This is a genomic window from Rahnella selenatireducens, assembly GCF_046449555.1.
In the GTDB taxonomy this organism is placed as follows: domain Bacteria; phylum Pseudomonadota; class Gammaproteobacteria; order Enterobacterales; family Enterobacteriaceae; genus Rahnella; species Rahnella selenatireducens.
Window position 1 is genome coordinate 199,733 of record NZ_JBKEZJ010000008.1, and the last position, 26,492, is coordinate 226,224.

Annotated in this window: 25 protein-coding genes and 1 tRNA gene; 11 read left to right on the forward strand and 15 right to left on the reverse strand. The window is 53.2% G+C overall.

Annotation, left to right across the window (positions count from 1 at the left end; genetic code table 11):
• The first annotated feature begins 82 nt into the window (after positions 1-82).
• The 4 genes from cmoA to ACLBVC_RS15165 all read left to right on the forward strand — a co-directional run bounded on the left by cmoA (position 83) and on the right by ACLBVC_RS15165 (position 2,835).
• Complete coding sequence (gene cmoA, locus ACLBVC_RS15150) at positions 83-826, forward strand: carboxy-S-adenosyl-L-methionine synthase CmoA (RefSeq protein WP_410150305.1); 744 nt, start codon at positions 83-85, stop codon at positions 824-826.
• Complete coding sequence (gene cmoB / locus ACLBVC_RS15155; RefSeq protein WP_410150306.1) at positions 823-1,794, forward strand: tRNA 5-methoxyuridine(34)/uridine 5-oxyacetic acid(34) synthase CmoB; 972 nt, start codon at positions 823-825, stop codon at positions 1,792-1,794. Before cmoA ends, cmoB begins: the two co-directional genes overlap by 4 nt.
• Before the next feature lie 167 nt (positions 1,795-1,961).
• The gene (locus tag ACLBVC_RS15160) at positions 1,962-2,165 is read left to right on the forward strand and encodes a hypothetical protein (RefSeq protein WP_410150307.1); all 204 of its coding nucleotides are present in this window, start codon (positions 1,962-1,964) and stop codon (positions 2,163-2,165) included.
• Positions 2,166-2,592: 427 nt separating this feature from the next.
• Positions 2,593-2,835 carry a hypothetical protein gene (locus ACLBVC_RS15165; protein ID WP_410150308.1) on the forward strand — a complete coding sequence of 81 codons (243 nt, stop codon included), beginning with the start codon at positions 2,593-2,595 and terminating at the stop codon, positions 2,833-2,835.
• Between the two features lie 104 nt (positions 2,836-2,939).
• Here ACLBVC_RS15165 and cutC read toward each other — a convergent pair whose 3' ends face one another.
• The gene (gene cutC, locus ACLBVC_RS15170; protein WP_410150309.1) at positions 2,940-3,698 is read right to left on the reverse strand and encodes a copper homeostasis protein CutC; all 759 of its coding nucleotides are present in this window, start codon (positions 3,696-3,698) and stop codon (positions 2,940-2,942) included.
• A 112-nt stretch (positions 3,699-3,810) separates the two neighbouring features.
• Between cutC and ACLBVC_RS15175 the strand changes: the two genes are divergently transcribed.
• A complete protein-coding gene (locus ACLBVC_RS15175; RefSeq protein WP_410150310.1) occupies positions 3,811-4,959 on the forward strand; it encodes a MalY/PatB family protein in 1,149 nt (382 codons plus the stop codon).
• On the opposite strand, the gene ACLBVC_RS15180 is transcribed toward ACLBVC_RS15175, so the two are convergent.
• Positions 4,956-5,525 carry a VOC family protein gene (locus tag ACLBVC_RS15180; RefSeq protein WP_410150311.1) on the reverse strand — a complete coding sequence of 190 codons (570 nt, stop codon included), beginning with the start codon at positions 5,523-5,525 and terminating at the stop codon, positions 4,956-4,958. The two genes, ACLBVC_RS15175 and ACLBVC_RS15180, sit on opposite strands and share 4 nt — an antisense overlap.
• Positions 5,526-5,872: 347 nt before the next feature.
• Between ACLBVC_RS15180 and argS the strand changes: the two genes are divergently transcribed.
• Positions 5,873-7,606 carry an arginine--tRNA ligase gene (gene argS, locus ACLBVC_RS15185; protein ID WP_410150312.1) on the forward strand — a complete coding sequence of 578 codons (1,734 nt, stop codon included), beginning with the start codon at positions 5,873-5,875 and terminating at the stop codon, positions 7,604-7,606.
• Positions 7,607-7,680: 74 nt separating this feature from the next.
• On the opposite strand, the gene murJ is transcribed toward argS, so the two are convergent.
• From murJ to rimJ, 4 genes are all read right to left on the reverse strand, one after another.
• Complete coding sequence (gene murJ, locus ACLBVC_RS15190) at positions 7,681-9,210, reverse strand: murein biosynthesis integral membrane protein MurJ (protein WP_410150313.1); 1,530 nt, start codon at positions 9,208-9,210, stop codon at positions 7,681-7,683.
• 195 nt (positions 9,211-9,405) lie between these two features.
• Positions 9,406-10,317: a Gfo/Idh/MocA family protein gene (locus tag ACLBVC_RS15195; protein ID WP_410150314.1), complete on the reverse strand. Its 912-nt coding sequence runs from the start codon at positions 10,315-10,317 to the stop codon at positions 9,406-9,408.
• Positions 10,318-10,329: 12 nt separating this feature from the next.
• Positions 10,330-10,983, reverse strand: coding sequence for a YceH family protein (locus ACLBVC_RS15200; protein WP_410150315.1), 654 nt, complete (start codon positions 10,981-10,983; stop codon positions 10,330-10,332).
• 10 nt (positions 10,984-10,993) lie between these two features.
• On the reverse strand, positions 10,994-11,581 hold the full coding sequence (gene rimJ, locus ACLBVC_RS15205; protein WP_410150316.1) for a ribosomal protein S5-alanine N-acetyltransferase: 588 nt from the start codon (positions 11,579-11,581) through the stop codon (positions 10,994-10,996).
• A 212-nt stretch (positions 11,582-11,793) separates the two neighbouring features.
• Between rimJ and mdtH the strand changes: the two genes are divergently transcribed.
• The 3 genes from mdtH to ACLBVC_RS15220 all read left to right on the forward strand — a co-directional run bounded on the left by mdtH (position 11,794) and on the right by ACLBVC_RS15220 (position 14,507).
• Complete coding sequence (mdtH, locus tag ACLBVC_RS15210) at positions 11,794-12,999, forward strand: multidrug efflux MFS transporter MdtH (protein ID WP_410150317.1); 1,206 nt, start codon at positions 11,794-11,796, stop codon at positions 12,997-12,999.
• Between the two features lie 155 nt (positions 13,000-13,154).
• Complete coding sequence (grxB, locus tag ACLBVC_RS15215; protein WP_410150318.1) at positions 13,155-13,802, forward strand: glutaredoxin 2; 648 nt, start codon at positions 13,155-13,157, stop codon at positions 13,800-13,802.
• Positions 13,803-13,943: 141 nt separating this feature from the next.
• On the forward strand, positions 13,944-14,507 hold the full coding sequence (locus ACLBVC_RS15220) for a lipoprotein (RefSeq protein ID WP_410150319.1): 564 nt from the start codon (positions 13,944-13,946) through the stop codon (positions 14,505-14,507).
• Between the two features lie 76 nt (positions 14,508-14,583).
• Here ACLBVC_RS15220 and ACLBVC_RS15225 read toward each other — a convergent pair whose 3' ends face one another.
• The 4 genes from ACLBVC_RS15225 to ACLBVC_RS15240 form a co-directional block, all read right to left on the reverse strand.
• A complete protein-coding gene (locus tag ACLBVC_RS15225) occupies positions 14,584-15,168 on the reverse strand; it encodes a TorD/DmsD family molecular chaperone (RefSeq protein ID WP_410150320.1) in 585 nt (194 codons plus the stop codon).
• A 60-nt stretch (positions 15,169-15,228) separates the two neighbouring features.
• Positions 15,229-15,969, reverse strand: coding sequence for a phosphatase (locus tag ACLBVC_RS15230; RefSeq protein ID WP_410150321.1), 741 nt, complete (start codon positions 15,967-15,969; stop codon positions 15,229-15,231).
• A gap of 67 nt (positions 15,970-16,036) precedes the next feature.
• Entirely contained in the window at positions 16,037-16,978 is a 942-nt protein-coding gene (gene ghrA, locus ACLBVC_RS15235; RefSeq protein WP_410150322.1) for a glyoxylate/hydroxypyruvate reductase GhrA, read from the reverse strand.
• 125 nt (positions 16,979-17,103) lie between these two features.
• A complete protein-coding gene (locus ACLBVC_RS15240; RefSeq protein WP_410150323.1) occupies positions 17,104-18,585 on the reverse strand; it encodes a peptide MFS transporter in 1,482 nt (493 codons plus the stop codon).
• A gap of 397 nt (positions 18,586-18,982) precedes the next feature.
• On the opposite strand from ACLBVC_RS15240, the gene ACLBVC_RS15245 reads away from it, so the two are divergent.
• A tRNA-Ser gene (locus tag ACLBVC_RS15245) sits at positions 18,983-19,072 on the forward strand.
• A gap of 123 nt (positions 19,073-19,195) precedes the next feature.
• On the opposite strand, the gene ACLBVC_RS15250 is transcribed toward ACLBVC_RS15245, so the two are convergent.
• Entirely contained in the window at positions 19,196-19,348 is a 153-nt protein-coding gene (locus tag ACLBVC_RS15250) for a Hok/Gef family protein (protein ID WP_410150324.1), read from the reverse strand.
• A gap of 336 nt (positions 19,349-19,684) precedes the next feature.
• On the opposite strand from ACLBVC_RS15250, the gene ACLBVC_RS15255 reads away from it, so the two are divergent.
• Complete coding sequence (locus tag ACLBVC_RS15255; RefSeq protein ID WP_410150374.1) at positions 19,685-20,998, forward strand: NAD(P)/FAD-dependent oxidoreductase; 1,314 nt, start codon at positions 19,685-19,687, stop codon at positions 20,996-20,998.
• 39 nt (positions 20,999-21,037) lie between these two features.
• Here ACLBVC_RS15255 and ACLBVC_RS15260 read toward each other — a convergent pair whose 3' ends face one another.
• The 4 genes from ACLBVC_RS15260 to opgB form a co-directional block, all read right to left on the reverse strand.
• Entirely contained in the window at positions 21,038-21,694 is a 657-nt protein-coding gene (locus ACLBVC_RS15260) for a methionine ABC transporter permease (RefSeq protein ID WP_410150325.1), read from the reverse strand.
• Positions 21,675-22,829 (reverse strand): methionine ABC transporter ATP-binding protein, encoded by a 1,155-nt coding sequence (locus ACLBVC_RS15265; RefSeq protein WP_410150326.1) that lies wholly within the window; start codon positions 22,827-22,829, stop codon positions 21,675-21,677. Before ACLBVC_RS15265 ends, ACLBVC_RS15260 begins: the two co-directional genes overlap by 20 nt.
• A 12-nt stretch (positions 22,830-22,841) precedes the next feature.
• Positions 22,842-23,684, reverse strand: coding sequence for a MetQ/NlpA family ABC transporter substrate-binding protein (locus tag ACLBVC_RS15270; protein WP_410150327.1), 843 nt, complete (start codon positions 23,682-23,684; stop codon positions 22,842-22,844).
• A gap of 249 nt (positions 23,685-23,933) precedes the next feature.
• The gene (gene opgB / locus ACLBVC_RS15275; RefSeq protein ID WP_410150328.1) at positions 23,934-26,240 is read right to left on the reverse strand and encodes a phosphatidylglycerol--membrane-oligosaccharide glycerophosphotransferase; all 2,307 of its coding nucleotides are present in this window, start codon (positions 26,238-26,240) and stop codon (positions 23,934-23,936) included.
• Positions 26,241-26,492 lie beyond the last annotated feature (252 nt).

Here is a 26,492-nt window from a genome sequence, read left to right on the forward strand (position 1 = left end):
CACAGGTATCTGCCCGCCTCAGTATCTGCTAAAATTCGCCCTCAAAATTCTGGCCTTCAATTTTTTGGTTCGACTCACCCTTATGGCAAAGCACGATACGCTGTTTTCTGCACCGATAGATAAGCTGGGCGACTGGACGTTCGATGAACGCGTCGCTGAAGTTTTCCCCGATATGATCCAACGTTCTGTACCGGGTTATTCCAACATTATTTCGATGATTGGCATGCTCGCCGAGCGCTTTGTTAAGCCCGGCACGAATGTCTATGATCTGGGGTGCTCGCTCGGTGCGGCCACGCTGTCGATGCGCCGCAATATCAAGGTTTCTGGATGCGAAATCATTGCGGTCGATAATTCCCCTGCCATGGTGGAACGCTGTCGCCGCCACATTGACGCCTTCCGCGCGGATACGCCGGTTAACGTTATAGAAGCCGACATTCTGGATATCGAACTCAAAAATGCCTCGATGGTTGTGCTTAATTTCACCCTGCAATTCCTCGAACCCGACGATCGTCAGCGTTTGCTGAATCAGGTTTATCAGGGGATGCGTCCGGGCGCGGCGCTGGTGCTGTCAGAAAAATTCAGTTTCGCGGACAAAGACGTCGGCGAACTGCTCTTCAATATGCATCATGATTTCAAACGTGCGAACGGCTACAGCGAACTGGAAATCAGCCAGAAACGCAGCATGCTGGAAAACGTGATGCTGACCGATTCTGTTGAAACCCACAAAGCGCGCCTGCATCAGGCCGGTTTCCAGCACACAGAACTCTGGTTCCAGTGCTTTAACTTCGGCTCGCTGATTGCCGTCAAAGCTGGAGAAGCAGAATGATTGATTTTGGTGATTTTTACCGCGTGATTGCCAAAGGCCCGCTGAGCCCGTGGCTCAACACGCTGCCTTCACAACTGACAGCATGGCAGAAAGAGTCGCTGCACGGTAAGTTCAAACTGTGGTTTAACTCGGTTGACCGCCTGCCACTGTTACAGCCTGAACGTCTGGATTTGCTGCACAGCGTTTCCGCCAATATGGAAACCCCGCTGCCCGTCGGTCAGCGCGAAGGCATCGAGAACCTGCTGCGCAATATGATGCCATGGCGTAAAGGGCCTTTCTCGCTGTACGACGTTGAAATCAATACTGAATGGCGTTCAGACTGGAAATGGGATCGCGTACTTCCGCACATCTCTTCTCTGGCGGGCCGTACCATTTTAGACGTCGGCTGCGGCAGCGGCTATCACATGTGGCGCATGGTTGGCGCGGGCGCGCATCTGGCCGTTGGTATCGATCCGATGCAGCTTTTCCTGTGCCAGTTTGAAGCCGTGCGTAAATTGCTGGGCGGCGATCAGCGTGCACATTTACTGCCGCTGGGTATCGAGCAGCTGCCTGAGCTGAACGCGTTCGACACCGTTTTCTCGATGGGCGTGCTTTACCACCGCCGTTCACCGCTGGATCATCTTTATCAGCTGAAAAACCAGATGGTCAGTGGCGGTGAACTGGTGCTGGAAACGCTGGTTGTCGAAGGCGACAGTCAGCAGGTGCTGGTACCGGGTGATCGTTACGCGCAGATGGGGAATATCTATTTCATTCCATCCGCCGAAGCGCTGAAAGACTGGCTGGTTAAATGTGGATTTGCCGATGTGCGTATCGCGGATGTCAGCGTCACTACGGTTGAGGAACAGCGCCGTACCGACTGGATGACCAGCGAATCACTGGCCGAATTCCTCGACCCGAACGATCCGACCAGAACTATTGAAGGTTATCCGGCACCGCGCCGCGCGTTGCTTATCGCCCGCAAACCTTAAACCCTGGTTTCTCCGCCAGACTCACTGTCTGGCGGAAACCTTCCCCGCATTTATCTCCGGCTTTCTGCCCCGTCACGCTGTACATCCGGGATTAAAAAGGTCTAACCTTTCGGAATGGCTATCTGTTTGTTCTGACAGAGATCGTGGTTAACGTTTTGGGAGGATGTATGAAATTCCCTAAAGGCAGTATCGTTCAACACAGATCCGGCGATATCAAAGGCACCGTGATGAATACGTTTGAATCTGATAAAGGCATCGTCTCGTATTACGTTTCCTGGGAAGATGGCAGCAGCAGTTTGCATCAGGAAAACGAATTGCACTGGGCCAATATTGATGTCGCAATCAAAATTAAAAACTTCTACGAAAAGTAGCCAGCACACTTCTGACTGATATAAATCTTCCGAATCTATTCACCTTTTCCGGCCTTAAGATCAGGGCTGACGGCAACTGCACGCCAGGCCTTTGTAAAGCTTCCTGTTTTCATACTTTATCGTTGGATTGATTCATAGTGTTTCGTGTATAAATTCGGCCAAAGTTATTCATCAGAACGCGAACCTGTCGCGGAGAAAAGTATGCGCCGGAGAATCCGATTCCTTTTTGATCGTGGAGTGATAGTTTTGGGCCTCTTTGTGATGTGTCTGGTGGTTAAAGCCGGCATGTTTGGCGTGGCTTACCTTACCTGGGGCTGACACTTCTCAGATTAAATGAAAACATTTGTCCAATTTTCGATCTGACACACTTTCCAAATGTAATGAAAATGCTAGTCTCTTATAACCATAACAACCACAAGGTTATAAAGTGTCCGACACACACGAAAACCCGGATGTTCTCCTGCGCACAACTCAGGCACTGGAGGCAGCAATTGCATTCAGCATCGCTTCAATTTCGGTAAATCTTCCCGATGTAAAAACGGAAGTTGTTGAGTCTTTACGCCGTAATACAGCGAACAGCGATAAACAGGATCCGACAAAAGACGCCATCGAACATCTGGTGACGCTGATTGAAACCGCAGCAGGCCCTTCCGAAAAACACCGCGTCTAGCACAGCGGTTAAGCATAAAAAAAGCCCCGCCAAAATGACGGGGCCTGGTACTTGCGCAGGGCGACGCAATAAGGGTCGTTTGACCCGGTTAAATCTTGAGATTATTACGCCGTGCGGGATATTTGATCGTCAAACTGCAATGTACTTTTCATTGCGGCAACAATATCACCGTCCACGCAATAACGACTGAATTCATCAAAATCGGTGTCGGAACTCATGGTGACACCGGCTTTGCGGTAGCGCATAGAGGAAGGAACCTGACGCCCTGCCGAGCTGTGCAATTCGGTCAGCCCGATATCCACAAACTTTTGCAGATTCGTCAGGCGCACACCTGCGCCAGCCATAATAATAGGACCACGCGTGAGCTGATTCAGTTCCCGAAGCATCGGCAAACCGACTTCCGCATTTTGCTGCTGTCCGGAAGTCAGAATGCGCGCCACACCTAGCTGAGTCAACTGCTCAAGCGCAATCTTCGGGTTCAGGCACATGTCGAAAGCGCGGTGAAATGTCACGGCCATATCGCCGCATAACGCTATCACTTCCCACATTCTTGGCATATCAATATGCCCTTCATCGTCGAGCATGCCGACCACCAGACCGGGAAAACCGAGATCGCGGATCATCGCGATGTCACTTTTCAAAACATCAAATTCGCTTTGGCTATAGCAAAAGTCACCACCCCTCGGACGTACAATCGGATGTACAGGGATCGTCACTTTTTCCCTCGCCAGTTTGAGGGTGCCGTAACTCGGCGTAATCCCACCATCAGCCTGACTCGCGCACAATTCGACGCGATCCGCTCCGGCTTGTTCTGCTGTTAACGCACAATCCACGCTGTAACAACACACTTCTAATTTCGTCATGTGACCTCTCCTGATTACGGCATTATGCTACAACACTTGTGTGTAACCGGCCATGTCGCGTAGGCTTTGACATGAGCATTCCCGCCCAACTGCCTGCTTAGGAAAGCTAACTATGGCACTCAATTTTGATTTGTGGGTAGACCGCAGTCACAGTGATAGCGTTAAGTGGAATAAATATCATCATCAGGATGTGATTCCGCTTTGGGTCGCCGATACCGACTTCACGTCCCCGCCTCAGGTAATTAAAGAACTGCAACAACGCGTGGCCGAAGGTGTCTTTGGTTACGGTATTACTCCGCCGGAACTGATTAATATTGTGGTTAAGCGGCTTGCAGACCTTTATGACTGGGCGATTCAGCCGGAATGGATTGTCTGGCTTCCGGGTCTGGTCTGCGGGCTGAACGTGGCCGTGCGCGCCAACGTTGCGCCGCACGAAAGCAGCCTGATGCCGATGCCCATTTATCCGCCTTTCATGCAGGCCGCACAATCTGAAGGCCGGGCATTTAAATCCATTCCGGTCACCCAACTTCAACAACGCTGGGTGGCAGATTTTTCCGCCGCCGAAAGCCAGCTTGATGGCAGTGAAAAACTGCTGATGCTCTGCAACCCTTATAATCCGGGCGGCACGGTTTATCGCCGCGATGAATTGCGTCAACAACAGGAATTCGCCAGACGCCACAATCTGGTGGTGTGTTCCGATGAAATCCACTGCGACCTGATTCTGGAACCAGATCTGAAGCACGTTCCGTTTGCCTCACTCAATGCGGATGCAGAACAACGTTCGATTACGCTGATGGCGCCGTCGAAAACCTTCAATCTGGCCGGACTGGGTGCCTCAATGGCAATCATCCCAAACCCCGAATTACGCCGGAAATTTTTAGACACCAGCAAAGGTATCGTGCCGCACGTCAATATTCTGGCGTATGTTGCAGCGACTGCGGCCTACCGCGATGGCGAAGCATGGCTTAACGCACAGCTCGATTATTTGCGTGAAAACCGGGATATTGTGGCGACGCGTATTAACGCCATGCCAGGTTTACGTATGCTGGCACCCGAAGGCACCTATCTTGGCTGGATTGATGCCAGCGCATTGCCGGTTGAAGACCCGTACCGTTTCTTTGTGGAAGCGGGCGTCGGTTTCTCCGGCGGAGCCGAATTTGGCGCGCCGAAGTGCGTACGCATCAATTTCGGCTGTCAGCGCGCCCTCCTCGGGAAAGCGCTCGACCGGATGGAAGCCGCACTCGATAAGCTCTGGCGTTAACCCGCGTCCCTTTCGCTGGCGACAATTTCACGCAGACTGTGTGGGTGGAATTTAATCGTCACTGAACCGTCAGTGACAGCCAGCGTAGGGTTTGGCAAACGCTCATTTTCCCCTTTGGGCGCACTCTGCTTCAGTTTTATACCGGGCGTCATCAGCGCTTCATCTGCAATCATTGCCAGCGCCCGCGTATACAACTCTTCTTCAGCACCCGGCAGGACAATCTCGATATGTTCCCAACCTTCGTGCGGATAACGCTTATCACCCGGATAGGGTAACTCCACCAGATCAATGCTCAGAGGCCCAACCGTCAACGGCTCATCGAGCGTAAACAAGCAGATTGGCCGCCCGTTAATCAGGGTTTCATTGAGCAGGCTGCCGCATTTTTCCAGCCCGGATTTCCAGCGGTCGGCCGTCGTATTCTGATGACAGCGCACGGAAATATGATCGGCATGAAATTCACCCAGATTGATCTGCAATTTTGCAGCGAATGTCAGTAATACATCAGAGAAACGCGACATATCTTCGACTAAATCCTGTAACTCAGGCACTTGTTTCATGGCGGGCATCCTATCTCTTTTTAGTTTGCAGATCTTCAGGGGCGGGTAATTTACACAGCCTTTCATCCGGTTGCCAGAGACACGCCGCAGAATCGCGCTTTCATGCCTTCAGGACGTGCGGCAATACTGACGCCGCAAGGCTAATATGATATAAACACGCATCATTTTCGGTTAATCCGTTAAAAACGTATAACCAGTAAACAACTACATTCTTCCCCTAAATCATTCGGGTTGCATCAAGCCAGCAAGTGAGTGAATACCCCGGTCAGAGACATCAGTATGTGACCGGGGTTCGCGAAGACAGCTAACGCAGAGGCAGCGCGAAGGATGACGGGGATAAATTATAAGGTAATCCGGTGAATATTCAGTCACTCCTTTCAGATAAAGTCAGCCAGGCGCTGGTCGCAGCAGGCGCATCCGCCGACAGCGAAGCGCAGGTCCGTCAGTCCGCCAAAGCTCAGTTTGGCGACTATCAGGCTAATGGCGTAATGTCCGTGGCAAAAAAACTCGGTATGCCGCCACGACAACTGGCAGAGAAAGTGGTTGAACTGTTGGATCTGAACGGCATCGCAAACAAAGTCGAAATTGCCGGTCCCGGTTTCATCAATATCTTCCTGGATCCGGCATTCGTCGGTGCCCACGTTGACAGCGCGCTAAATGACGAAAAACTGGGTATCGCGCCCGTTGAGCCGCAAACCATCGTCATTGACTATTCTGCGCCAAATGTGGCGAAAGAAATGCACGTTGGCCACATCCGTTCCACCATTATCGGCGACGCCGCAGTACGGACCAACGAACTGCTGGGCCACAAAGTGATCCGCGCCAACCACGTCGGCGACTGGGGCACGCAGTTCGGGATGCTGATTGCCTACCTCGAAAAAATTCAAAACGAGAATGCCGGTGACATGAATCTGGCCGATCTTGAAGAATTCTACCGTGCTGCGAAAAAGAACTACGACGAAGATGAAGCCTTTGCCGAACGTGCGCGTGGCTACGTGGTGAAACTGCAGGGCGGCGATGAGTACTGTTTGCAGATGTGGCGCAAACTGGTCGATGTGACCATGAAGCAAAACCAGCTGACTTATAACCGCCTGAACGTCACCCTGACTGAAGACGACGTTATGGGTGAAAGCCTGTATAACAGCATGCTGCCGGGTATCGTGTCTGACCTGCAGTCGAAAGGTCTGGCCGTCGACAGCGAAGGTGCCGTCGTGGTTTATCTGGACGAGTACAAGAATAAAGAAGGCGACCCGATGGGCGTCATCATCCGTAAAAAAGATGGCGGCTACCTCTACACCACCACCGACATCGCTTGTGCGAAATACCGTTACGAAACGCTGGGTGCCGATCGTGTGCTGTATTACATCGATTCCCGCCAGCACCAGCACCTGATGCAGGCGTGGACTATCGCACGTAAAGCCGGTTATGTTCCTGATTCCGTTGCGCTTGAACACCACATGTTCGGCATGATGCTGGGTAAAGACGGTAAGCCATTTAAAACCCGTTCAGGCGGCACGGTGAAATTGTCTGATTTGCTGGACGAAGCGATTGAGCGTGCCCGCAAGCTGATCACAGAAAAGAACCCAGAACTGAAAGACGCGGAAGAACTTGAAAAGCTGGTCAACGCCGTCGGTATTGGTGCTATCAAATACGCTGATCTGTCGAAAAGTCGTACCACCGACTACATCTTCGACTGGGACAACATGCTGGCCTTTGAAGGTAACACCGCGCCATACATGCAATATGCATACACCCGCGTGGCATCAATCTTCAAACGTGCCGAGATCGACGTTAACAGCCTGACCCAGCCGGTCGTGCTGAGCGAAGAACGCGAAGCCGCGCTGGCAACACGTCTGCTGCAATTTGAAGAAGTGCTGACCGTTGTTGCCCGCGAAGGCACGCCACACACCATGTGCGCTTATCTCTACGACGTTGCAGGTTTGTTCTCCAGTTTCTACGAACATTGCCCGATACTGAACGCTGAAGACGACACAAGCCGTAACAGCCGCCTGAAACTGGCCCTGTTAACCCAGCGCACGCTGAAAACCGGTCTGGATACGCTGGGTATCGAGACCGTAGAACGTATGTAGTTCCTATCTGGCAGGCATTAAAAAGGGCGCTAGCGCCCTTTTCTGTTTCTGCATTTTCTCACATGAAAACCGGATTAATGCCGGGCAAACTCTTTCACGCGGAACCCTAGCAGGCCAAGCACGGCGAAGTACGCCACCACACCCACCGCGACAACCGCCACCAGACGTGCCAGACGATAGGCCATTCCGCCGACATCCCAGGCGGGCATCAGCCACATCATGCCAAGTAACGCCGCAGACATCGCAATCACTGCAACAAAGAGTTTGATCAGGAAGACTTTCCAGCCTGGTTGAGGCTGGAAGATATCCTGTTTACGCAGCTGCCAGTAAAGCAGCGACGCATTCAGGCATGCAGCCAGACCAATCGACAGTGAAAGACCGGCGTGTTTAAGCGGCCCGATAAATGCAAGGTTCATCACCTGTGTCATCAGCAATGTGACGATGGCGATTTTGACCGGTGTTTTAATGTCCTGACGGGAATAGAAGCCCGGTGCCAACACCTTCACTACAATCAACCCCATCAAGCCGACTGAATATGCCACCAGCGCGCGCTGCGTCATTGACGCATCAAAGGCGCTGAATTTTCCGTACTGGAACAGCGCAACGGTCAGCGGTTTCGCCAGAATACCCAGCGCGACAGAACTTGGCAGTGCCAGCAGGAAACACAGGCGCAAGCCCCAGTCCATCAGGCGGTTGTATTCGGCATGATTGCCGCTCGAAAAACTCCGCGCCAGCGACGGCAGCAGAATTGTCCCCAGGGCCACGCCCAGCACGCCGGACGGAAACTCCATCAGACGGTCAGCGTAATACATCCATGACACGGAACCTGAGACCAGGAATGACGCAAAAATGGTGTTGATAATCAGGGAGATCTGGCTCACCGACACACCCAAGATTGCCGGCCCCATCTGACGCATAACGCGCCAGACCCCGGCATCCTTCAGGTTCAGACGCGGCAGAACCAGCATACCGATTTTCTTCAAATGCGGGAGCTGGTAGCCCAGTTGCAGCAATCCGCCTGCAACCACCGCCCAGGCCAGAGCAAGCACCGGTGGGTGGAAATAAGGCGCCGCAAACAGCGCAAAGCCAATCATGCTGACGTTCAGGAACGTCGGCGCAAAAGCCGGTATCGAGAAACGGTTCCAGGTATTGAGTATCGCACCGACCAGAGAGGCCAGTGATATCAGCAGGATATACGGGAACGTGATGCGCAGCAGCGAACTGGTCAGTGCAAATTTATCGGGCGAATCTACAAAACCCGGAGCCGTAATGTAAATCACCCACGGCGCGGCAAGCATACCGAGCACGGTGACAATCGCCAAAACCAGCGTCAGCAGGCCCGAAACGTAAGCAATAAACGTCCGCGTGGCTTCCTCGCCCTGCTGGGTTTTATACTCGGCCAGAATGGGCACGAAAGCCTGAGAGAATGCGCCCTCAGCGAAAATACGACGTAATAAATTGGGCAGTTTGAACGCCACAAAAAAGGCGTCGGTCACCATTCCGGCACCAAAAACGCGGGCCACAATGGCGTCGCGGGCAAACCCTAATACACGTGAAAACATCGTCATTGAACTGACGGCTGCCAGAGATTTAAGTAGATTCATGTCACTTTTCTTGTTTGCCGGTGGCCTGTCTGTAATGCAGTATTGATCAACAGGTTAAACAACTACGCCTGCATCAGCAGGCGTGAAAGATGAACCGGCATGGCTCAAAGATGCGCTTAGTCTACGCATCCGCCATGCAATAGCCAACGGCAGTTGTTATAGATTGTTACCCGCACCGTCCTGTGCGGCTTTCACTCAGTTTTGCAGAATTTTTTCGATCATGGCCTGCGCGTAAATCGCCTGTTCGCCGCTGGTTTCCGGTGCGGTCTGGTTCGAGACGCAATCAACAAAATGCTCAATTGCGCCGACAAAACCACGCTGCGCCAGCGTACTTTGCCAGCCTGCAACAGGTTGCTGCGTCAGAATATCGTCACGTTCATCGCGCCAGACCCGCATATCATCGAGCTGATAAACAGCACCTTCAGTAACCGCCTGCACGCTTTCGCGGAATGTCCCGGCACGGCGATGCATTGAAGTCGTCACCAGCGTTTCTCCGCACAGGAAATGATGCTCGCCATAAAGCATCTGGTCAGCCTCGTTAATCTGAATGAGCCCGCTTTCCAGAGTGGCATTGCCGCCCGCCAGCCACAGCGCCGTATCCACGATATGCAGATAATCATCCAGCAACGTAAAACGCAGATCGTGTGGCCCGACGCTGTTCGTACGGTGTTTATCCATACGCAAAGACGCCGGTTGTTCCATCTGCTCTTTCAGTTGACGATAGAGCGGCGCAAAGCGGCGGTTAAACCCGACCATCAGTGCTTTGCCTGCCCGGTTAGCCTGCTCTACCAATTGTTCGGCCTGATCCAGCTCAGGTGCCAGCGGTTTATCAACATACACATGGACGCCCTGCGCCAGCAATTGCCCGACGACGTCGAAATGGCTGGCCGTACTGCTGTGGACGAATACCGCGTCGCACTGGCTGGCAAGTTCGTCCATCCGGGAAAAACAGGCCAGCCGGTAGCTGTCGCAAACGGCCTGTGCTTTTTGCTGATTCGGGGAAAAACCGCCGACCAGCGTCCACTTTTCAGCATGACTGAGAACTGGCAGATACGCTTTTTGCGCGATCCCGCCAAGCCCGATAACGCCTATCCGAAGTTTACTCACGACATTTTCCTTTTAGTCACCCAAATGTTGCAGCAGGCTTTCCAGACGTTGTTTCAGTTCGGCCACTTCGGCCTCAAGCGTTTCCACGCGCGCGGCCAGCCCGGAGTCCGGTGCGGCGGTGCTGGAAAATGGCTCTTCTGCGGCGCTGGCCGCCTGGCTGACTTCACCGCTGAACAGGTGCATAAAACGGCTTTCGCGCTTGCCCGGTTCACGCGCCAGACGCACGCAGAACGGGCCATCTTCGCGGTTAGTCAGATCTGTCAGAGTTTGCTCGACTTCAGCAACGTCAGAAAAATCGTGCAAACGGTTGGTGCGCGTGCGTAATTCACCCGGCGTTTGCGCGCCGCGCAGCAACAGCGTGGTGACAACCGCCACCTCCTGCGGGGAAAATTTGAGATTGCCGAATTCGGAATTACAAAAACGATGCTCGTACTTCATGGTGCGGGAACCGCTAAGGGTGCGGATGATGTGTTTGCGCAGCAGCATATCCAGCGTTTGCTGAACGTCGCTTTCGCTGAGTTCCATCACCGGTTCACGGTTGGTTTTCTGATTGCAGGCGGTGGTTAATCCGTTGAGCGTCATCGGATACTGTTCCGGCGTGGTGAGCTGTTTTTCCAGCAAACAACCGACCACCCGGGCTTCCCGGTCGCTGAGTTCATGTTTCATGTTGCTCTCCTTATCGGGACGGGGGCGTCCATTCTTGCCAGGTTAACGCCGTCAGGACGTGATCCTGCCATTTGCCATCAATCAGTAAATAATCTTTCGCATAGCCTTCACGCTCGAAGCCCAGACGCTCGAGAAGTTGCCCGCTGCGTTTATTGTGCGGCATATAATTGGCCATAATACGGTGCATTTTTTGCTGACGCTGCATATAGCGGATTAACGATTGCAACGCTTCCTGCATCAGCCCTTTCCCCTGCCATTCCTGACCGAGGGAATAACCGAGAAAGCAGGCATGGAATGAGCCGCGCAGGACGTTACTGAAATTCGCCACGCCCATCACGCGGGTTTCATCGGGGTCCAGCAGAATAAAATAATACGCGCTGCCCTGTTTCTGCATTTCGGAAATTAACCCCAGACGCGCCTGCCATCCGGAAGGATAACAATGGCTTTCATCCCTGACCGGTTCCCAGGGTTTCAGAAACACCCGGTTCTCCGCATAGTATTCAGCCAGCCGGTGCGCATCACGGTCATGAACCAGGCGCAGAACCATCCGGTCCGTGGTAAGCCGCACTTTCGGCACGGCAGATTTATAGCCAAACATCCCTTCCTCCACATCCCGCACGGGTCGATGAATAGAATTTATAGGAAACACCTGATCATCGCCAATTCTGCCAGTCAGAACGCGGCTTGACGATAAAAAAATATTATCAATAGCGCCCTATCTAAACGCCTGATTCGGGTTCAGACTGGAACGGTCTTTTCTTCCTTTCTGTATCTGCCGGACAGGGTACAAATAATCGCTCATGGTGAAGCATGTCTCTGGTATCACAAGCTCGGAGCTTGGGTAAGTACTTTCTGTTATTAGACAACGCGCTGGTTATTTTAGGCTTTTTCGTGGTTTTTCCGTTGATCTCGATCCGATTTGTCGATCAGCTCGGCTGGGCCGCGATGGCTGTGGGTCTGGCGCTGGGTGTCCGCCAGCTCACGCAACAGGGATTAGGCATTTTCGGCGGCGCAATCGCTGATCGTTTTGGTGCCAAACCGATGATTATCACCGGCATGCTTTTACGCGCTGCCGGATTCGCCACCATGGCAATGGCAGACGAACCGTGGATTTTAGTCTGTTCTTGCATTCTCTCCGGCCTCGGGGGCACCTTGTTCGACCCGCCGCGCACCGCGCTGGTGATCAAGCTGACCCGTCCGCACGAGCGCAGCCGTTTCTTCTCCCTGATGATGATGCAAGACAGCGCCGGTGCGGTTATCGGTGCGCTCATCGGCAGCTGGTTGCTGCAATATGATTTCCATTACGTGTGCTGGGCCGGTGCGGGCATATTTGTGCTGGCCGCCGCCTGCAACGCCTGGCTGCTGCCTGCTTACCGGATTTCCACCCTGCGCACACCGATGCGTGAAGGCATGATGCGTGTGCTGCGCGATCGCCGTTTTCTGGCGTATGTACTGACGCTGACCGGTTATTACATGCTGACCGTGCAGGTCATGCTGATGTTGCCGATTGCGGTCAATGATGTCGCGGGCAGCCCGGCGGCGGTGAAATGGATGTATGCGATTGAAGCAGTGCTTTCCCTGACGCTGCTGTATCCGATTGCGCGCTGGAGCGAAAAACACTTCCGCCTTGAGCAGCGTCTGATGTTCGGCCTGCTGATCATGACCCTCAGTCTTCTGCCTGTCGGGCTGGTGACATCGATTAACCCGCTGTTGCTGCTGATCGGATTCTTCTACATCGGCTCCATCATTGCCGAGCCTGCGCGTGAAACGCTGAGCGCCTCGCTGGCCGATGCCCGTGCACGGGGCAGCTATATGGGCTTTAGCCGTCTGGGGTTGGCACTGGGCGGCGTGATTGGTTACACCGGCGGCGGCTGGATGTATGACACCGGCCGCGCGCTTGAACTCCCTGAATTACCGTGGTTTTTACTGGGCATCGTGGGCTTCATCACCCTCACCGGTTTGTACTGGCAATTCAATCTTCGCCGCATCGAACCGGCCATGCTGAGCGGCAATTAATACCTTGATGCAAACCGCGTTCTCAGGGACGCGGTTTGATCTCCACTCCTCATTTACCCATACTGGTTTCAGCGTATCGATTAAATCCGAACCTATATCCGGCAGTTTTCACGCACCCTACAGGTCAACGCCGGCGACAACAGGAGCTATGAACCATGAGACTTTACGTTTACGAACATTGCCCTTTTTGCGTTAAAGCACGCATGATTTTCGGTCTGAAAAACATTCCGGTAGAAATCAAAGTTCTGCTCAATGATGACGAGAAAACCCCGATTTCCATGGTGGGCAAAAAGATGGTGCCGATCCTGCAAAAACAAGATGGCGGCTTTATGCCGGAAAGTATGGACATCGTACATTACGTGGATAAAAGTGACGCAAAACCGCTGCTGACCGGCCCGCTGAATGCCTCCATTGCGACCTGGCTGCGTCATGTTTCTGAATATATGGGGCGATTGCTGCTGCCTCGTTTTGCGGCCGCGCCTTTGGAGGAGTTCTCCACGCCGGAAGCGCGTAAGTACTTCTCCGACAAAAAGCAGGCTGCCAGCGGCGATTTTCAGGAGCATCTGAAACATTCAGAAGGTCTGGTGAAAAAAATCAGCCAGGACTTACGTGCGCTCGATAAGCTGATCGTCGAACCGAACGCCGTCAACGGCGAGCTTTCAGAAGATGACATCAATCTCTGGCCGGTACTGCGTTCGCTGACTATCGTTCAGGGAATTGAGTGGCCGTCCCGCGTTCAGGCTTATCGCGACAATATGGCAAAACAGACTCAGGTTAATCTGTTTACACGCCTCGCCAGTTAAATCTTGTGCCGGAAGCCTGCTTCCGGCGATTTTCCCTTTTCTTCCCCTTCCCCAGCACTTAGGCTAATCAGCGTTGTCTGATTGGAGCGAAACCGTTTAGCGGTCATGCTGACAAAATAGTTTTTACGTAACGAGGGAAGAATGACAAAGCGACTTTTAGGTGCAGCAGTTCTGATGTGCGCCAGCCTGTTGACCGGGTGTAACCAGCTGACGCAGTACACCATCAGCGAGCAACAGGTTAATGACTATCTGCACAAGAACAATAATTTCGAGAAACAACTCGGCGTGCCAGGGCTGGTGGATGCGAAACTAGTGCTGACCAATCTCAGCAGTCAGATTGGCCGCGCAGAACCGGGCATCGTGACGCTGACCGGCGACGCGCATGTCGATATCTCGTCATTATTTGGTCCGCAGAAAGCCGATATGCACCTGACGCTTAAAGCCAATCCGTCTTACGACAAGGATAAAGGCGCGATTTTCCTGAAAGATATGCAGGTGGTGGATTACACTATTCAGCCGGAAAAAATGGACAGTGTGATGAAAGGCCTGATGCCTTACCTGAACAATTCGCTGAAAACTTACTTCGATCAGCGTCCGGCGTACGTACTGAATGGCGACCGCAGCAAAGGCGAAGCGATGGCCAAAAAACTGGCGAAAGGTATAGAAGTGAAACCGGGTGAACTCGTGATCCCGTTTACTGACTAATATAAAAAGCTGACTAATTTAAAAAGCCCGGCACATCTTCATGGCCGGGCTTTTTTATTTCTGACGCATCAGGGGTTTACTGATCGTCTTCTTCGTCGTCATCCAGATCCGGCGGCAGCTGTTCTTCCAGCTCCTCGCGCATCACCTGCAATGCTTCCCGGCTGATTTCAGCCAGCGTGCGGTAGAAACCGCTGGTGGCGTGCGCTTCAACTTTACCGAGGAATTTCCCGCACCACGGGAACAGGTAATCATCGAACAACGTGATTTGCGCGCCCACTTCATCTTCCTGCGACTGATCTTCCAGCCATGAGGCTGCAAGCAGCATCGCGCCGAAGTGATCGGCAGGCGCTTCACCTAACGGCATTCCACGCTGTTGCAGGAAGGTGCGGATATCCATTTCATTTGCGCCATCAACGTAAGCGCTGCGGAAAGGCGACACCGCGCATTCTGAGCCGACGAACAAACGGTTAAACTCAGCGGCCAGCGCCTGGGGATCGGCGCTTTCCTGCAAACGGATCAGCAACGCATCCTGCTCCAGCGGCCAGTGTTCACGCAATTTCCCGTCCTGAATCAGGCCAAAAAGCGGAACCAGTAACGGATCCTGCGGCTGGCGATAGAACAACGTGCCCAGAATACGGCAGACAATTGAAAATTCATTCATAACAATAACCTGATCAGTCGTTGAAAAGGGGCAATCCCCCGTAAATTGGCCGCGACAATGTCACAGTTCGCTCAATTCTGCAATTGGTGCGCGCCCGCGCTTCTCCAGAAAATTCAGGAACCGGCGCGGGCTGACATTCAGAATACGGTCTTCCGGGAAATCCACTTCCCGCAAAATTCGCTCGCAGTGCTCAAACCCACCGAGTGAATACGCAATGTGCGAATCCGACCCCAGCGCCAGCCAGCCACCGGCTTCTTTCACGGCCAGCGCAACCGCACGGCAATTGGGTTCGCTCCCTATACGCGAGTGGATGAAGGAGGAGTTGTTCAGCTCCAGCGCGACATTATATTTCGCCGCAGCCGCCGCAACGGCAGGAATATCAATCGGGTATTTCGGGTTGCCCGGATGGGAAATAATATGCACTTCGCCGCCGGCCATCGCCGCAATCATCGCCGCGGTGTGCGTTTCTTTATCCACCGGTTGCATCACCGGCTCATGGAAACCGGCGATGATCACGTCGATTTCATCGAGCATCGGGCCGGTGCAATCAATGTCGCCCTGAATGTTTTTGATGTTCGATTCGATACCGCGCAGGATACCGATTCCGTTCACCAGACGCGGCCAGACCCGCATATTCATGAAATGCCAGTAGTGCGGGGCATCGGCCATATCAGGGCCGTGGTCGGTGATGGCAAACAGCTTAATGCCTTTCTCCGCGGCTTCATCAATATAATCATGTAATGTGCTGTAAGCATGCGTGCTGGCAACAGTATGCATATGCAAATCAACGGGATACGGCATGTGCTCTCCTTAAGTGATCCCGTGGCGACTGCATGGCCGCCACGTGAGTAATTTTAGCAGATGAACGTTAATAACCCCGGTCGAGGCAGACACGCCCTGCCGGTTCCCGCCCTGCTTCGATAGCGAGAATATTTGCTGCAATACTGTCCATCGCTTCTTCCGGCAGGGTATCTGCGCCCACGTGCGGGGTAATGCTGACACGCGGGTGTGACCAGAACGGATGCATCCCGGGCAGCGGTTCTTCGGCAAATACGTCGAGCGTAGCGGCAGCAATCTGACCGCTGTCCAGTGCGCGCAGCAAATCACCCTCCACCAGATGTCCGCCGCGTCCGAGGTTAATCAGATAAGCATTATGCTGCAGATTTGTGAACAGTTTATGATTGAGAATACCGGCGGTGTGCGGCGTATTCGGCAGCAGGTTGATCAGCACCTTACAGCCGGACGCAAATGCCGCCAGCTGTTCGTCTCCGTAAAAGCTTTGCACGCCGTCCTGAGATTTCTCGCTACGGCTCCAGGTGCGTACGGTGAATTGCAGATCTACCAGCGCTTTCGCCACGCTGCTGCCCAGCACGCCAGCGCCAAGAATGCCGACAGTAAATTCACCGCGAGAATGCGGTGCCAGCGGCCGCCACTGTTTTTGTTGCTGGAACAGCTGGTATTCATCCATGCGGCGGAAATACCGTAACACGCTGGCCAGCGCGTATTCCTGCATCTGCAACGACATTCCGGTGTCTTCGAGACGAATCAGCGGCACACCGGCGGGCAATGTGCCGGGCTGACGTTGTTCCTGCGTGAGAATGGCATCCACGCCTGCACCGAGGGCAAAAATGCCCTTCAGCATTGTGCGCGGGGCCAGCATGGCGTGCGGTGGTCGCCAGACCAGCGCGTAATCGGCGGGCTCGTGGTCCGCGGCGTTCCATACGCGCATTCTGGCCTGCGGTATGCGTTTTGTTATTCCGTCAATCCAGGGCTTTGCATCAAATGTAGGGTGGTAAAAAATAATGTTCATCGGGGACGCCTCCTGTGAGCTGATAGATTTCCCTGAATATCATCAGGATGCAACCCTGAGGCCGAAAAAAGAAAAAGCCCCGAAAATCGGGGCTTGAAGATTCACTGATAGCGTTGTCGTTCAGGTCAGGCAATGGCAGGCTCGCGGCGGATCATCCGGCGTAAGAGCGGGATAAGAACCAGCAGAACCACACCGGTAACAACAGAACCCCAGCCAAGCATGTTGAAGACTTCGCTGTAGCCCGGGTTAGTGAGCACCGGCGTACTGCCTTTGTTTTGCGGCATCAGGCCGGAGATGTAGCTGGCGAGCACCGAAGCCACGCCGGTCACCATCATCCAACAGCCCATCATCACGCCCTGATAGCGCGCCGGGGCCAGTTTACCAATCATCGCGTAGCCAATAGGAGAAATCAGCAACTCACCAATGCTTTGCAGCAGATAGCTGATGGCAATCCATTTAAACGCCACCAGCCCGTCGCCGCCCGCCAGATGGATCCCCAGCGGAAGAACCAGCATTCCCAGCCCCATGCAGAATAAAGAAGCCGAGAACTGTGCCGGAACATCAATTTTCCAGCCGCGCTGACGCAATTTATTGAACCACAGCGCCATCAGTGGTCCGCCAATAACAATTACAATGGTGTTAATATTCTGGATCCACTGCGGTGCCACGCGGATGCCGTAAACGTTCAGATTAATGTTGTTTTCGGAGAACAGCATCAGTCCCATCGGGGCCAGCTGATAAAGCGTCCAGAACACCAGCGAACCCAGCGCCAGCAGAAGATACGCTTTCATGCGGCGGCGTTCATCATCCTGGCGGTGACGGAAAGTGACCAACGTCATCAGCGCAAAAATGATAATACCCAGTGCAACCACAAAGTAACTGCTGAACTCGGCGTGGGTCAGCAACAGTCGAATAACCGGCACCAGGACGATTAAAATGGCGATACCGACAGCCATACGGCGCAGCAACTGGCCGCGGCTGGCTTCTTTAAGAGGCGTGCTGATGTCGGCCAGAATCGACCAGCGAGACAGCGTCACAACCACAGCAGCCACGTTGCCCAGCGTGGCAAACAGGAACAGCGCGCGATAGTTTTCGCTCAGTTGGAAATAACCGGCAACGGCGAAACCAATAAAGAAGCCCAGATTCATCCCGGCATAATTCCACAGGAACGCGGATTCACGGCGGTCATCATCCGGTGCAAAACGCTGCGTCAGCATCATATTCAGGCAAGTCACGTTCAGCCCGCTGCCGGTCAGGAACATCGCCAGCCCCCAGTAAAGGCCGGTCACGCCTTCCAGCGCAATCAGCGCACAGCCGAAGACCTGCAACACCATGCCCAGCACAAACAGGTTACGGTTACTCAGATAACGCCCGCCGAGATAACCGCCAAACATATGCAGTCCATAGTTGAACGCGCCAAACACGCCCATAATAGCGTTCGCGTTATCTTCGCTGAAACCGAGTTTTTTTGTGGCGTACAGCACCAGAGTGGAATAAAGCACCGCGAAGCCGAGCGTCGCGAAAGTCTGAACGAAGAATAATGTGCCCGCACCGGCGGGTATCGCCGTGCGGTGCTGCGACGCCGTCGCGTTATTTGACTGACTCAAGTAAGAACCCCTGTCCCGTAGTGTGGATTTATTCTGCTTCTGGTTTTAACTCACCCAGTTTTTATACGAAGCCTTTTTTTGGAATCCATTGTTATACCTTCGAGACTGGCGATTTTCACAACATATTTTGCTATTTAACCGTAGCGGAAAGTGTTTGCTGCTTAATCGCACTTTTATGCAGTTATTCTAATTATCTATTCACGAGTATAAGCAGAATTAATGACGCTGCGTGACTTACGGCAAACTGGTTATCCTTAATACAGTTTTTGGTCTGTAAATCAGCAAACTGCTCTAAGTTTGTCTAAACAGCACAGAACCTGCAAAAAGAAGGTTGACGCTGAACGCGCTTTTCCCTACATTAGCGCCGGTCAGCAGCACTGCGGTGTAGCCGACGACTGGAGAGGTGTCTGAGTGGCTGAAGGAGCACGCCTGGAAAGTGTGTATATGAGCAATCGTATCGAGGGTTCGAACCCCTCTCTCTCCACCACACAATACGAGAAGGCCCGAATGAAAATTCGGGCCTTTTTGTTTTTGCGTTTCTGCAAATGGGTGCCTGAGGCCAACTTGCTTTGTCAACATCCGAAAAGGTGGGGCGAACCCCACCTCACGGTTAGCCGTTAATTTCGTAGCTTAAGACTGCCGCAACTTCCTTATTTCCCTGCTTAATATGCAACTCGCACAGCGAATCACGCACCATCCAGGTCCAGGCCAATAACGTGAAACTAATCACCATGAACCCGTACAAAATCAGCTTTCGCGCCATCTTAACCTCCGTTGCATTTCTGCATCTATGAGGCTATCCTGACGTTGTCTAGGCGTCGTTGGTAGCCTCGGGATGATTGAATAATTAACTCGGGGCTTTCTTCTTATTACACCTTGAACAACACTGCTCAAGACCAATAAGCCTCAAGCACCCGCGTGCATTCTAGCAAGTAAACCTCCCCGCCATCTGATTACTAAATATTCACTTTGTCCTAATTTTCGCCTGCCCGCTCTCCCTGCCGTGAGATGAATATATGTTTATCATCATTGTGCATTAGACATCCAAACGTCCATAACTTAGGATCGAACCACCTGGGATAACGATTTGATGTCGCAAATGAAAATTAAAAACTTACCACTCGATCAGAATATTAACGGCTGGGCGGCGCTGCGTGGCGATACGCCGCGTCATCCGGCATTGCACGGCAACGTAACGGCAGACTGGCTGGTGATCGGTGCAGGGTTCGCCGGGCTGGCTTTTGCCAGAAGAATTGCAGAACTCCGCCCGCATGAACACGTCGTGGTACTCGAAGCGCTGGACGTTGCCGATAACGCTTCGGCGCGCAACTCCGGCTTTGTCATTGATTTACCCCACACCGTCGGCAGCACGTCGGCTGAACTGGAACATGCCAACACTTACCGACGTCTGTTGCAGTACGGGCTTCATCATCTGAAAGACACCGTTGACCGGCACGAAATTGAGTGCGACTGGTTGAATTCGGGGAAATACCATTGCGCCGTGAGCGAACAATTTGACGGCGAAATTGCGCATTATCAGAAAGAGCTGACCACGCTCGGTGAAAGTTTCGAATATCTGGATAACGCGGCCCTGAAACAGCGTCTGGGCACTGATTTTTACCGCAGCGCGGTGTATACGCCAAACTGTATTCTGGTCAATCCGGCGGCGCTGATCAACGGTTTGGTGGCGACACTGCCAGAGAACGTTACGGTTTATGCCAACTCCCCTGCTTTGCAAATCGATACACAGGGTACGATCCGCGCAGAAACACCGCACGGCGAAGTTCGCGCCCGGAAGCTGATGCTGGCGATTAACGGAGCCGCACGCGGGCTGCCGCTGTTCAAAGGTAACGTATTTGCCATGTCAACATTTGCGACCCTGACAGAGCCGCTGACGCCGGAGCAGCGTCGTCTTATTGGCGATATTTCGCCGTGGGGTTCGACGCCGGTGAATGCGCTCGCAGGCGCAACGCTGCGTTATACCCCCGATCATCGTTTCCTGATCCGCGAGCACGTGAATTTTGCGCCGGGTCTGGTGACAAACGCGGTGGAAACCGGCCGCCACGCTCGCCGCCATCAGCAGCTGTTTGCGCGGATTTACCCGCAATTGCAGGATGTAAATATGGCGTACACCTGGTCGGGGCTGATCAGCATTACGCGTAATGGTGCGCCGGTATGGGGGAATTTATCGGAAAACGTGTACTCGTCGGCAGGCTGTAACGGCTCAGGCAGCTCGAAACAGAGCGCGTTTGGCAGGTTACTCGCAGAACATGCGCTGGGTGAAGATAATCCGTTGCTGGCGGATATGGAAGCGGTCGGACGCGCCAATTATCTGCCGCCGCGCCCGTTCCTGGATGTAGGGGTGAAAAGCTTTATGGCACGTGAACGCTGGCGTTCTCGCAGCGAGATGTAGAACCAGATTTAAGCCGGTCGCCGATGACGACCGGCTTTTTTAATGACGTTTATCCACGCGCGCCACGATGCGATCGCCCAGCCACTGAATGCCGCAGACGATAACAATCAGCACCACAATCACTTCCACCATCACCACCGTTTCAAAACGCTGATAGCCGTACCGGATAGCCAGATCACCCAATCCGCCCGCACCGATTGCGCCCGCCATCGCCGAGGCACCGATCAGCGCTACCAGCGTCACGATAAACCCGGACAGAATACCCGGCAGCGCTTCCGGGATTAACACATCCCAGACGATGCGCAGCTTACTTGCGCCCATCGCCCGCACCGCATCAATCAGCCCGCGATCCACATCTCGCAGCGACACTTCAGCCACTCGGGCAAAATACGGTGTGGCGGTAATGGAAAGCGGAACAATCGCCGCCCACGTGCCCAGCGAAGTCCCTACCAGAAAACGCGTCACCGGGATCAACGCCACCAGCAAAATGATAAACGGCAGTGAACGGAAGCCGTTGATCACCAGGCCGAGTGAACGGTTGACCCAGTGGTTTTCAGCAATCCCTCCCGGGCTGCTCATGACCAGAATCAGTCCGAGCGGCAAACCGGCAACCAGTGAAAATAAGCCCGAAACCGCCGTCATCAGCAGCGTTTCCTGAACGGCATTAAATAAAAGATCAAGCATTACCGGAGACATAGCCCGTCAGCTCCACAGTTGCCTGGCGCTGTTGCAGCCAGTGTAAAACGGCCTGCTCGGCGGCAGCGTCAACCACCGGTACCGAGTAGAAAAATCGCACGATAGCGTAATGCTGAATATGATCCACGCCGCCCTGAATAAGCCGGAACTTTCCCGGTAATTCCGCCGCCATCTGGGTGATAATCTCCCCCTGACTGCCCTGCCCGGCATACTGCACGCTGTAAATCGCCTGCCCCTGACGCTCCGTCGTCAGTTCATCGGCCAGCGCTTCCGGGAGTTGCGGCAGCAGGCCCTGTAACAATGTACGGGTGAGCTGCGACTGCGGATGGGCAAACACCTGCCATACCGGCCCTTCTTCAATGATTTCTCCGGCGTTTATGACCGCCACGCGATGGGCGATTTTCTTGATCACTTCCATCTCATGGGTGATCAGCAAAATCGTGATCCCCAGTTTCTGATTCAGTGACTGGAGAAGCGCGAGAATTGAGCGGGTCGTTTCAGGATCCAGCGCCGACGTGGCTTCATCACACAGCAACAGCGCCGGGCTGGCAGCCAGCGCACGGGCAATCCCGACACGCTGCTTTTGCCCGCCCGACAACGCTGCCGGATAACTTTTGGCTTTATCTTCCAGCCCGACCAGCGCCAGTAATTCGGCCACACGCGCCTGACGACGCGCCTTGTCGAAACCGGCAATTTTCAGCGGCAGTGCAACGTTCTGTTCGACGGTTTTGGCCGACAGCAAATTAAAATGCTGAAACACCATCCCCACGCGGCTGCGCACCAACTGCCACTGTTTTTCACTCAGCCCGGTAATGGCGTGACCTTCGATTTCGATCACGCCTTCATCCGGTTGTTCCAGCCCGTTGAGACAGCGGATCAGGGTCGATTTCCCTGCCCCGCTGCGACCAATAATCCCGAGAATTTCGCCCCGTTTTACCGTTAATGACACGCCGTTCAGGGCCTGCGTTTCCCCGAACCGGCGGCTGACCTGATGCAACCGCACCACATTTTGAGCAGCATCCTTGTCAGCAATCCGGTCTGTCTGTGCCGGAGTGCCCGCCAGAGGGCGGCGGACGCTATCCTTTTCCGGGGACGTAGCGGTAAACTGTGCCCCGGTCTCAGTGATTATTGTCATGCTTTTACTTCCTTACCAGGCCGTTACGCCAGTACCTTTATAAACCTTATCAAACACTTGCTTGACGGCGTCATTCTGATAAGAACCCACCAGCGTTTTCACCCACGGTGCGTTTACATCCGCAGTTTTAACAGCGATAAAGTTGTTGTACGGGTTACCTTTTACCGGTTCCTGTGCGATACGGTCTGCCGGCGTCAGGCCACTTTTCAGCGCCCAGTCGGTGTTAACAATTGCGGCATCCAGATCAGGTACGGAACGGCCGATAATGCCGGAATCCAGTTCTTTAATTTTTACGTGGCGTGGGTTTTCAGTGATGTCTGCGGTTGTGGCAGAAATCCCTGCGCCCGGTTTCAGTTTGATCACGCCGGATTGCTCCAGCAGAACCAGCCCGCGCGCTTCGTTTGCCGGGTCGTTAGGCACACCGATCACCGCACCGTCTTTCAGTTCAGCGGCGGTTTTCACTTTTTTGGAATACAAACCGATTGGCCAGACGGCGGTATAACCGACGCGGACGATATCGTAGTGGTTCACTTTGATCTGATTATCGAGGAAAGGCTGATGCTGGAACGCATTGGCGTCTACTTCGCCGTTTTGCAGCGCTTCATTTGGCTGGTTGTAGTCATTGAAAACGACCGGTTTAACGGTCAGCCCTTTTGCCGCCGCCTGTTTAACGACTTCGCGCCAGACATCTTCGTCTTCGCCGCTCATGATGCCGACTTTGATGGTGGTTTTATCGGCTGCATGCGCTGCCGCAAGCGGTGCCAGAACGCTGCCGGAAATCACAACCGCAGAGGTAGCAGCCAGTAAAATGGTACGTTTAAGGCGGGTCTTAGTTTTATTGAACATTGCTTGCATGGAGTATCCCCAAAGTTTACATGAGAAGCCTGCCCAGAGCCGAGTTTGCGTGCAGGAATTTGGCGAGTATACCCATAGGCTTATTTCTTTATAATATTGTTTCAGAGATTCATATACCTTAAATGAATATGAGAAATGGGATAGTAAATCAATAAAAAAGCTAACCTTACTGGAGTAAGGAAATTCGCGATCTGCGGCCATTAAAAAACCCGCCGAAGCGGGTTTTCCTTATTCCTGACATCAATACTTTTATGACTGCGGGTCAACCGGCTGAACCTCCAGCGACACCATGCCGATGCCCAGTTTACGCGGCTGGAAACCACCGCTGGTACCTTCGGTCGGCTCGGTCGGTGACGGTGGCGTAATCACAATACTTTGTGCCGCGTCAGGGTTAGTGAACTGCACCTTCACAATGCCATCCTGATCCCCAAAGGTCACAAACTGTTCCTGATCGCCGACGCGCACGGAAACAGGTTTGTCGATGTTGTTGCCGTAGGCTCTGGCACGGATTACCACATCAAACATCTCGGGCAGAGGTTTGACATAATCGATTTTCACCGACGGCGCCAGATTGGCATCCGACCAGCGTCCCCAGTTTTCCACTGAAGAAACGCCCGTAATTGCTTTCACCTGCTCAGGCAGGCCCGGCACCATAAACGCGATGGACGGAGACTGATAGGTGGTCGCGGCGTCGTCAATGTTCAGCGAAACCAGCGTTTTCTGGTAAATCGCATTGCTGCCCGACGTGTCTTTTGCGAAGTCCACTTTACCTTTGAACGTATCTCCGCTCACCTGCACGATAGACGGCTTCGCACCCAAGTTGCCCGACGCGACGCACAAGCCGGTATTGAGCGACAGCTCTGGTGCCCAGACGCGGCCCATTTCATAGCATTTATCGACCCAGACAAAGTTATCGCTGGTCGCCAGACCGGCAAGCTGCTTCTTGAGCGGCGTCGACAGATACACATCAAACATCGGCTCGATTTTTTCGCCAGTCACTTTCAGGATGAACGGTGTCTTGATAGTCATACCGGAGAACGTGAAGCTGCTGTCTTTGTTGTTGACCGTGTAATTTTTAATGCTGTTCGGGAAGCCCCACTGTTTGATAACTGCCGGTTTCCAGGCATTTACTTTGTCATCAATATTGAGGAACTGTGCGGTCATGGATGTCGCGGAAAAACCGCTGCGTCCCAGGCCGATGTAGTTATCGCCGCCCATGATATCAAGCACCGTGGCACCGTTATCAAGCGTACTGCGTTTCGCGGCATTCAGATCGCCAACCGGTTTACGGCCATCGAGCACGAAGAACAAGTCCTTGCGGTTTTGCTTGGTCAGAATGTTATACGCGGTGTTGTTCATCGCCAGATGGTCGGAAGACACCACAATGATGGTGTTATCGAAATAACCTGACGCTTTAATCTTGTCGATAAAGGCCGAAATCAGCTCCTGACTGCACGATACCGCGCTCAGGGACTGGTTGGATTTACCGTTCACTTTATAGTCTTTGCGGGTACAACCCCGGGAAATAAAGCCGTCCGGGTGATGCGTATCGACCGTCAGCGTGAACAGCGAGAAAGGCTTGCCCTCTTTACTCAGCGTGATGAATTTCTTGTAAACCTCGTCAAGCAACGTGTCGTCATACCAGCCCCAGTCATTTTTATACGCCGGGTCAGCCACGGTCGGACGCAGTTCGTTGTAGCCGTAAAGATGATCAAAACCGTGAGATTTCAGAAACGTGCCTTTACCGGCAAACGCCAGTTCCGCACCCTGATAGAAATAGTTGGTGTAACCTGCACCTTTCAGAACATCACCCAGACAGACATTTTCCGGATAGAACGTGGCTAATGCGCTGGACGCATTGCCATCAAACGGAGCAAACAGCGGGATACCGCACTGTGAAGCCACCATGCCGGCGATGGTATATCCGGTGCCGGGAACCTGTTTGGTATTGGTAAAATCAATACTTTGCGCTTTATGGCGGCTTAATTCGGTGGTCAGCCCCGGGAACACTTTTTCATCAAAGTAAGTGCGTTCCAGACTTTCGCCATAGATGTAAACGAGATTCGGTTTTTTTGCGCCTTTCACCATTTTCTCCGGCACTTTGTAATACGTGTCGAAGTCTGCGCCATTGCCGCTGATCTGCGTTTTCACCAGGCGGGAAATATTCTGGAAAGCCTGTGTGGAACCGACAGAAAACACCGCCAGCACGACGGCCAGCATGCTGTAGACCGCGCTGCTGTTCTTAGCACGACGCTGTTTCAGCCCCCACGCCAGCAGGGTAAAAACGGCAATCAGACCGGCAAGTAACCCCAGGAACGGCAGAATATATTTATTCAGCCCGGCACCTTTCAGGCTGCTGGTGACTGTGTAAAGCACAGCGTCGGTAATGCCTTCGCCAGTAAAATAATTACTGCCGATCAGAATGACATTGAGGATGACGTAGAGCCCGAGGAAAAACAGCACCAGCGAAAACCAGATTCGGCTGGCCGACGCGCGGGTGACGTAGAAAAAGATAGAGGAAAGAAATAAAACAAAAGAAATTATCTCAGAAGCCATTTCAGCACCCTGTCTGATTAAACAATAAACGCTACGACCCTTTCTGCTGTTTTAATCAGCAGCGCCGACGGTTCAACGCATCGAGTGAATGACCCGTTCGCCATTCACTTCATCCTTGATCCTTGAGACAGGAAAATTCATGCCAAAAACGGACAGCGTTATATAGCCCGTTGTTCCCTGAGGGTCAACGCTTTAACACTGCGTCAGGTCATTGATTCGTCCTAAAAAACTCATCTTTAACAAATTTTTGAT